Here is an 8,748-nt window from a genome sequence, read left to right as displayed (position 1 = left end):
CGGCCGCTGACGGCGGACAGGCACACATGCCGCGACGCTCGTCGCCCCGCCCGAGCAGGAAGGGGTGGTGAGCTTGAGGGGCCTCCAGGATCGGCTCGCCGGCATTCCCGAGGCCCAGCGGATCGCCCTGATGATGGTGGGAGCGGAGGGCTATACCTACGAGGAGGCCGCAGAGGTGCTCAAGTGCAAGGTCGGCACGGTGAAGAGCCGGGTCAGCCGGGCCCGCGCCTACCTCTCTGAGGTCCTCGGACTCGGCGATGCGGCGTCCACCGATGCACTTGCTTGATCCGAGATCCGCCACGCCACCCTCAGGTCAAGTCGGGTAGCCGTCGAATTTGTGACTCCCGGCTTACGGCTTGACGACCATCGGAAACCGGGCGGCCAGGGTTCCGCAGAGGGCGTCGTGGTTGCGTATGGACTTCCAGCGCTCGAACTCGGCCGCGCCCGTATGCATCGCCTCGGCGCCGCGGCGGCTACCAAGCGCATCGAAGCAGGTGCGTGCCCGATCCACGATGGCGGGATTGTAGGACGCGAAACCGCAGGCTGCCGACGCCTTGCGGAGCATCCCGTGCATCCTAAGGAATCCGGCGCAATCGAAATCCGCGGAGGGCGCGGGTCGGGCGCCAGCAGCCAGAATTAGGACCCCCACCAGGACGGTAGGCCCGTTGCCGGTCCGAAGGCCTCTAGCCATCAACGCCCGCGCGCTGGCCGCCTTTCGCTCCCAGGCCGGATGGCTCGTCGTCGTCGCGACGGCGCCAGGGGAGCCGGAGATGCGCCAGGTACGAATAGACGGCAGGAAGCACGACGAGGGTTAGCAGGGTTGCGGTGACGAGGCCGCCGATTACCACCGTGGCCAGGGGACGCTGCACCTCGGCGCCGGCACTCGTCGAGAGCGCCATCGGTAGGAACCCCAGCGCCGCCACCAGCGCCGTCATCAGGACCGGCCGCAGGCGCATCTCGGCGGCTCGGGTCGCTGCCTCTCGGGCATCGAGGCCGACCCGTTCGAGGTCGCGGATGTAGCTCGTCAGCACCACGCCGTTCAGGATGGCGATGCCGAAGGTGGCGATGAAGCCGATGGCCGCCGAGATCGAGAACGGCAGGTCGCGCAGGTACAGGGCGACGATGCCGCCGGTCGCGGCGACGGGTACGTTCAGGAAGATCAGCCCTGCGAGGCGGACGTCGCCGAACATCACCACGAGAAGCACCAGGATCGCCGCCATCGCCGCTGGGACCACGACGGAAAGCCGAACGGTCGCCTCCTGCAGGTTCTGGAACTGCCCGCTCCATTGCAGCGAGTAGCGCGGCGGCAGGGTGACCTGGGCTTTAACCGCGGCTTGCGCGTCAGTTACGAAGCTCTGCACGTCCCGCCCGCGCACGTTGGCCTGGACAGAGATCCGCCGCTGGAGCTTCTCGCGGCTGATCTGGGCGGGACCGGTCGCCACGTCCACGGAGGCCACAAGCGAGAGCGGCACCAGTGCCTTGCCGTTGCGACCGACCGGCAGGTCGCGGATGCGTTCGATGTCGCTGCGGTCCCCGGACTTCAGCCGGACCACGATATCGGTGATGGAGTTGTCGTCACCGTAGATCATGCCGGCGGTGCGGCCGCCGATGCTCTCCACCACGTCGAGGACGTCGCTGACGTTGACGCCGTAGCGGGCGGCCGCCGCCCGGTCGACCTGGATGGAGAGCGCGGGCATGCCGGCCTGCGCCTCGGCCTTCACGTCGGCCGCCCCCGAGACGCCGGAGACCGCGCGGACGATGGCGTCCGCCTTGTCCTTCAGCGCCTTGAGGTCGTCGCCGTAGAGGCTGATCGCGACGTCGCCGCGCACGCCCTCTAGCAGGTCGTCCATCCGCATCTGGATCGGCTGCGAGAAGGCGTAGGAGACCCCCGGCACCTCCGCGCGCAGACGTTTGTCGAGGGCGGCGACGAGCCCCTCCTGGGTGGTCGCCGTCGTCCAAGTCGAGGGGTCGGTCAGCGTGATGAAGCTATCGGTGGATTCCACCCCCATGGGGTCCGTGGGGATCTCGGCGCTGCCCGTGAGCGAGACGACCCGCTTCACTTCTGGGAAGCTTTTTAAGGTCTGCTCTATGCGATGCATGACCTTGAGGGAAGCATCGAGGTTGATGCCCGGCAGCTTCTCCGAGGTGATGACGATGGAGCCTTCCGAGAGCTTGGGCAGGAACTCGCCGCCCAGGCGCGTCGCCAGGAAGCAGCTCCCGCCGAACAGGGCGAGCGTCACCAGGGCAGTGAGACCGGTGCGGCGCTCGGCAAGGCGCAGGACCGGCGTGTAGGCACTGCGCGCCCAATGGACGAGACGGGTCTCGCGCTCGCCGATGCCGGGGCCGGCCAGCACGATGGCGGCCAGGGCCGGCATCAGCGTCATCGTCAGGACGAGCGAGCCGGTGAGCGCCAGGATGACGGTCAGCGCCATCGGCCGGAACATCTTGCCCGCGACCCCTTCGAGCGCGAGGATCGGCAGGTAGACCATGATGATGATGGCGACGGCGAACAGGATCGGACGCGCCACCTCTACGGTCGCCTTGCGGATGACCTCCTCGGCCGGGCGTTCGGGATGCTCGCCGCGGGCACGTAGAACGTTCTCGATCATCACCACGGCGCCGTCGACGATGAGGCCGAAATCGATGGCGCCCAGACTCATCAGGTTGCCGGAGAGCCCGAACAGCCGCATGCCCGCGAAGGCCATGAGCATCGACAGGGGAATGGCGGCCGCCACCACGAGGCCGGCCCGGAGGTTGCCGAGCAGCAGGAGCAGGACGACGATGACGAGCACCGCCCCCTCCATGAGGTTGTGCTCGACGGTGCGGATGGTCCGCGCCACCAGGGTGCTACGGTCGTAGTAGGGCACGATCTCGACGCCCGGCGGTAGCTGCGGGCGAAGGGCCTCGATGGTCTGCTTGACGCGCTCGACCACCGCGCTGGCGTTCTCGCCCTGCTGCATCATGGCGATGCCGACGACGGTCTCGCCCGCCGCATCGTGGGTGACGGCGCCGAGGCGGACCTTGGGCGCCTCGACCACCTCGCCCAAGGTTGCGACCGTCACCGGCACGCCGCCCGGACCCGTCGTCACGACGACATTGGCGAGGTCCTTGGTGTCCTTGGCGAGGCCGAGGCCGCGGATGACCTCCTGTTGGTCGTTGTGCTCGATGTAGGCGCCGCCCCGCGCGGCATTGTTCTCGGACAGCGCCGTGTAGACCTGGCCCATCGTTACGCCGTAGCGGTGCAGGCTCTCGGCGGCGATGCGGACTTCGTAGGTCGGCATCTGGCCGCCATAGACGTTCACGTCGGCGATGCCGGGGGTGAGCTTGAGCTTGGGCGCGATGGTCCATTGCAGGATGCGCTTCAGCGCCATCGGCTCGTAGCCCGGTCCCCGGACCTCGAACTGGTAGATCTCGCCCAGCCCCGTCGCCATCGGCCCCATCTCGGGATCGCCGACGCCGGCCGGCATCATGGTCTTCGCCAGCGGCAAGCGCTGGAACACCTGGGACCGAGCCTCGGTGATCGACATGGAATCGTCGAAGGTGACGTAGACGGCCGAGACGCCGTAGCGCGAGGTCGAGCGGAGACCGGTCAGCCCCGGTGCGCCGGCCATGGCGTTCTCGACCGGAAAGCTGACCAGCCGCTCGACTTCCAGGGGGCCGAGGCCAGGCGAAAGGGTCAGGACCATTATCTGCTTCGGGGAGATGTCCGGGACCGCGTCAATGGACAGGCCTTCAAGGTTGACGATGCCACCGACGGCCCCGGCCAGGGCCAGGACCAGGACCAGCCAGCGGCGGCGGATGAGGAGGGCGAACCAGGCGTTCATCGCGACCTCAATCCGTCGAGCCGAGCAAGGCGCGCAGCATGATCGCCTTGAGGCCGAAGCTGCCCTGCGTCGCCACTGTCTCATCCGCTTGGACACCGGATTTGACCTCGACCCAGTCGGCGCGCTGCACCCCAAGGGTGAGGTCCCGCTTCTCAAAACGGTCGTTGCCGGTGCGCACGAAGGCGATGGGGCCAGCTTCCGTCTGCTGGATCGCGGCGGACGGCACCGTGAGGCCCTCGCGCCCGAGATCGGCGGCGATCTCCACGGAGACGAACATGTTGGCGCGCAGGCTCCCGTCGGGATTGGCGACCTCGATCCGGGCCGGGGCGGTGTTGGTCATCGGGTCGATGGCGGCATTGACCGACCGCACACGGCCCTCGAAGCGCGGATGCGCCGTGACAGGGGCCTCGATGGTCGCTCGGTCGCCCGCCTTAACGGTCGAGATGTCGGTTCCGTAGAGGTTCGCCAGCACCTGGATCTGCGACGGGTCGGCCACCGTGAAGGCATCGCGGTTCGTATCGACCACCTCACCCAGGGTAATCCCAGCGGCCGTCACGACCCCGTCGATGGGCGAGACGATGGCGCTGGTACCGGGGGCCTGTCCAGGCGCGGGCGCGAGACGCTCGTACTGAGCGCGGTAGAGGTCGACCTGGGCTTGCGCCGAGAGGGTGGCTGCATGCGCTTTCGCGAGATCGACTTGGCGCCGGTCGACCTCGGCCTGGGCGACCCCGCCCATCTTCACGAGGTCGCTGCCGCGTTTCAGGTTGGTCTCGGCGACCTTTTCCGTCGCCTGGGCCTCTCCGAGGCTGGCCTGCGCCGCGGCGAGGCCGTTGCGAGCGTCGAGGACGCCGGAGGCATCGAGGGTGGCCAGCGTCTGGCCGGCCTTCACCCGGTCGCCGGGTTGCACGGCCAGGCTCAGGACCCGGCCCGCGGTGCGAGGCTTGAGGCGGGTGACCCGGCGCTCGTCGAAGGCGACCATGCCGGGGGTCCGAACGGGCAGGATGATCCGGCGGGTCTCGGATTGCTCGAAGGCCAGTCCGAGGCGGCGTTGCCCATCGGCATCGAGGCGGACGACGTTGTCCTCGGTCGGCTGTTCGGAAGCGGCCCCATTCGGGTGCGGCGCAGTGTCGGGGGCAGCCGCAAGCCCGATGAGGCCCAGCACGGGTTCGAAGTAGGGCTTGGCGGCCTCGCGATACCACCAGCCGGCCAGTGCGACCGCGATCAGGCAAGCGAACACGGCCAACAAGGACCAACGCCTCATCCCCCTGGGGGGCTGACCGGATAGGGCGGACGCAGCGGAAGAACCTGCCACCCTCGATGTCTCGGAGACCGAGCGCTCACGCGCCTGGCGATGACCGGCGATCCCTCCCTCGCCGTTCCCGAGCACGTCCGTCTCCGCCTCCAGCAGCACGCTATCGTCCGTCGATTAGATTAGATTCATTCTAGGAGATAGGACGAGCCGACACCCGCACCATTAAATTCGCGTTCACACTCGTGGTCATGCGACTGGTTCCGGACCACATCAGGCAGTGGGATAGGGGCGTTGAGCCCGGGAGTGGACCGGGTTGGCTAAGCTGCTTCTGATCGAGGACGATGCCGCGACGGCCGAGGAAATCCTTGGCGACCTGCATGGGCGTGGGCATGAGGTTGCCTGGGCCGCCACCGGCCCGGACGGTGCGGCCGCAGCCCGTTCGGGAGGATGGAACGCCATCATTCTCGACCGGATGCTTCCTGGCCTGGACGGACTTACCCTGCTGCGAGACCTCCGGGGCGCCGGGGATCGCACACCCGCCCTTGTCCTGAGCGCGCTCGGCGATGTCGACGAGCGTATCCGGGGCCTGCGCGCCGGGGGCGACGACTATCTCGGCAAGCCCTTCGTCCTCGCCGAACTCGCGGCCAGGATCGAGGCCTTGCTACGGCGTCCGACCGACGTCCGTGAGACGGTAATCAGGGTGGGGACGCTGGAGCTCGACCTCATAGCCGGCACCGGTCGCAGGGGTCAGCGCGATCTCGACCTCCTGCCGCGCGAGCTCAAGCTGCTCGAATACCTCATGCGACGGCCCGGGCAGGTCGTGACCCGGGCGATGATGTTCGAGGAAGTGTGGAACTACCGGTTCACTCCCAAATCAAACCTCATCGACGTGCATCTCGGACGCCTGCGCAAGAAGCTTGAGGCCGAAGGCGAGCCGATGCTCATCCATAACGTCCGGGGAGAGGGCTTCACCCTGTCTCCCGATGTCTAGGCTCGTCCATTCCTTCGCATTCCGCTGGGCGCTCGCCATCGCCCTATGGTCTACCCTGCTGTCGCTACTCCTGTTCGCCTTCGTGTACTGGCAGACCGCGGCGTTTATGCAGGACGAACTCGCCCAGGTCCTGCGCCACAAGGCGCACTATGCCGCCCGTGAGCCTGCGAAAGCGGTCAACCGCATCGAGACATGGATCAGCGAGGACCTGCACAGCGTCCACTTCGCCGGCCTGTTCGGGGCCGACGGTAGCAAGCACGCAGGAAACCTCGATGCGCGGCCGCCAAGCCTGCCGGTGGATGGCGAGGTCCACCGGATCGGGGCGCAGGTCGCCATCGCGGGACGGCGCCTGAACGAGGAACTCTGGTCGGCGGCCGTGGCCTTGAACGACGGCAGCATCGTGGTCGTGGCGCACGACACCGACGAGATCGACCGCGCGAAGGCTACCGTGATCCGAGCGCTCGGCCTCGCCCTCGTGCCGACCCTGGCCTTCTCGATACTCGGCGGCGTCCTGCTCGCTGGACGCGCCAAGCGCCGCTTGGCGTCCACGGAGGCGGCGGTCGCACGCGTGATGCGGGGCGACTTGCGCCAGCGCCTGCCGGTCGGCGAGGCGGGAGACGAATTCGACCGCTTGGCGCGTGACGTCAATGGCATGCTCGCCGAGATCGAACGCCTCATGGAGGAGGTGCGCGGGGTGGGCGACGCCGTCGCGCACGATCTTCGGACGCCGCTCACCCGCTTGCGGCTGCGTCTTGAGCGGGGCCGGGACCAAGCCCGCGACATCAAGGAACTGCGCCAGGCGGTGGACCAGGGCCTCGTCTGGATCGACCAGACCCTCGACATGGTGACGGCGGTCCTGCGCATCGGCGAGATCGAGCACGGACGGCGCTGCGCCGCCTTCGGCCCGGTCGACCTACGGCTCGTGGTGAGTGAGGCCGCTGAGTTGTTCGAACCCTTGGCCGACGAGAAGGGAATCGCCCTCGGCATCCGCATTGAGGGGGAAGAGTCCGCCGTTCGGGGCGACCGCAGCCTTATTTTCGAGGCAATCTCGAACCTCCTCGACAACGCAATCAAGTTCACCCCGACCGGAGGCCGCGTCGAGATCGGCCTCGCTCGGCGCGACGGCGTTCCCGTGGTGTCCGTGGAAGACACGGGTCCGGGCATTCCCGCCGACGAACGTAACCATGTTTTCAAGCGGTTCTATCGTGCGGAACGTGCCAGGCAGACGCAAGGCAACGGGCTCGGCCTCGGCCTCGTTGCGGCCATCGCCAAGCTGCACCGATTTCCACTCAGCGTCGGTGATAGTCCCCATGGGGGATGCCGCTTCGAGATGGCATGTCCGGAGGCGGAACGTCATGCGTCGGTGACAGGCTGAACGTCGGGTCTGTCGTCGAATGGCAAGCACGGCGTTGGGAGAGGCGTATCACCGGGCGCCCTCCGTCAAGACGCGCGAAGAAAAATGAATATAATTTTAAGAATTGTGCCAATCTGGATTTGGGTGCGAGATCGCTCGGATGATGTCGAAGCATTCTTATGCGGCCCGGAAGTGGGCCTGCGCGATCCTTGCCTTCACGGCGATGCAAACGTCAGGGACAGCGGGTTCCAGCCTAGTCCGAAACGACCCTCCATTGTCCTTCTCAGAGCCGGTCGGTGTTCCCCACAAGCACTGTGCGGGTTCCTGCATCAGTCGGGGTTCACTGCAATGGTATTGCAGGGCGGACCAGACTTGCGAGTTGAACTGCTCGACAGCCCCGCCGGCAATGGAATGCCATGGCGGCGAGGACTGAAGGCCTCCGGACGGGAATGGCCAAGGCTTGGGCGCCATGGGTGCTCCCGGGGCCAACGGCATGACCCGCTTCGCGTCGGGCCCTCGATGACCAATAGCGGTCGGCTGGCGCTCGCGCCCCAGAAGGACTGGGCGATCAACCGGCGCACCGTGCCGGTGGTGGCCGCGCTCCGGCAAATCGCCGACACGTTCAACGGACGGGGGGCGCCAGGAGGGTGTCCCTCGCCGATCTCATCGTGCTCGACGGCTGCGCCGCCGTCGAGAAGGCGCTCGCCGACGGTGGCCATCCCGCGACGGTGCCCTTCACCCCGGGTCGCGTCGACACCCGGCAGGAGCTGACCAACATCGAGATGTTCACGTGGCTCAAGTCCGTCGTGGACGGCTTCCGGAACTACGTGGCCGACGATTACGCGCCCATCACGTCGGGACGCGTCTCGCCGGAAGAGCTCTTCCTGGACAAGGCGTATCTCCTGTCCCTCGCCCCCGAGTGGGTCGCCTTGGTCGGCGGCCTGCGGGCCCGCGGGGCCAACCACGACGGCTCGAAGCACGGCCTCTTCACCGACCGGGTCGGCGTGCTGTCGAACGACTTCTTCGTAAACCCGACCAGCGTTGACCTCGAATGACGCAAGACCGACGAGACGGGCATGGCCTTCGAACTCGTCGACCGGGCCAGCGGCGCGGCGAAGTTCACCGCGACGCGCTGCGATCTGGTGTTCGGGTCGAATGCCCAGCTCCGCTCTGTGGCCGAGGTCTATGCCGGCAGCGACGATGAAGCCCGGTTCGCAGAGGATTTCGTCAAGCTCTGGGACAAGGTCATGATGCTCGACCGCTACGACGTCCGATCCTGATTGATTCAGGCTAAAAAAGGCATCCCTTTGGAGTGCGCCCCTGGGAG

5 protein-coding genes and 2 pseudogenes are annotated in these 8,748 nt (G+C 67.4%); 4 read left to right on the top strand and 3 right to left on the bottom strand.

Translation table 11 applies throughout. The annotated features are described in order from the left end of the window. Positions 1-61 precede the first annotated feature (61 nt). Positions 62-286 (top strand): annotated as a pseudogene (locus tag MFF04_RS21735) (sigma factor-like helix-turn-helix DNA-binding protein); the annotation flags it as partial. A gap of 63 nt (positions 287-349) precedes the next feature. On the opposite strand, the gene MFF04_RS21730 reads toward MFF04_RS21735, so the two are convergent. The 3 genes from MFF04_RS21730 to MFF04_RS21720 form a co-directional block, all read right to left on the bottom strand. Next, on the bottom strand, positions 350-565 hold the full coding sequence (locus MFF04_RS21730) for a hypothetical protein (RefSeq protein WP_017483128.1): 216 nt from the start codon (positions 563-565) through the stop codon (positions 350-352). A 118-nt stretch (positions 566-683) separates the two neighbouring features. Next, positions 684-3,824: an efflux RND transporter permease subunit gene (locus tag MFF04_RS21725; RefSeq protein WP_017483129.1), complete on the bottom strand. Its 3,141-nt coding sequence runs from the start codon at positions 3,822-3,824 to the stop codon at positions 684-686. Between the two features lie 7 nt (positions 3,825-3,831). Next, positions 3,832-5,235, bottom strand: coding sequence for an efflux RND transporter periplasmic adaptor subunit (locus tag MFF04_RS21720; RefSeq protein ID WP_238279078.1), 1,404 nt, complete (start codon positions 5,233-5,235; stop codon positions 3,832-3,834). 154 nt (positions 5,236-5,389) lie between these two features. Between MFF04_RS21720 and MFF04_RS21715 the strand changes: the two genes are divergently transcribed. The 3 genes and pseudogenes from MFF04_RS21715 to MFF04_RS22010 all read left to right on the top strand — a co-directional run. Next, positions 5,390-6,067 carry a response regulator transcription factor gene (locus tag MFF04_RS21715; RefSeq protein WP_017483131.1) on the top strand — a complete coding sequence of 226 codons (678 nt, stop codon included), beginning with the start codon at positions 5,390-5,392 and terminating at the stop codon, positions 6,065-6,067. Next, positions 6,060-7,442, top strand: coding sequence for a sensor histidine kinase (locus MFF04_RS21710; RefSeq protein WP_017483132.1), 1,383 nt, complete (start codon positions 6,060-6,062; stop codon positions 7,440-7,442). The genes MFF04_RS21715 and MFF04_RS21710 overlap by 8 nt, the downstream gene beginning before the upstream one ends. A 504-nt stretch (positions 7,443-7,946) precedes the next feature. Next, positions 7,947-8,701: pseudogene (locus MFF04_RS22010) on the top strand (peroxidase family protein); the annotation flags it as partial. Positions 8,702-8,748: the final 47 nt, after the last annotated feature.

This window comes from Methylobacterium jeotgali (assembly GCF_022179345.1).
Classification (GTDB): Bacteria; Pseudomonadota; Alphaproteobacteria; order Rhizobiales; family Beijerinckiaceae; genus Methylobacterium; species Methylobacterium jeotgali.
This window is presented reverse-complemented; position numbering and strand designations above follow the sequence as displayed.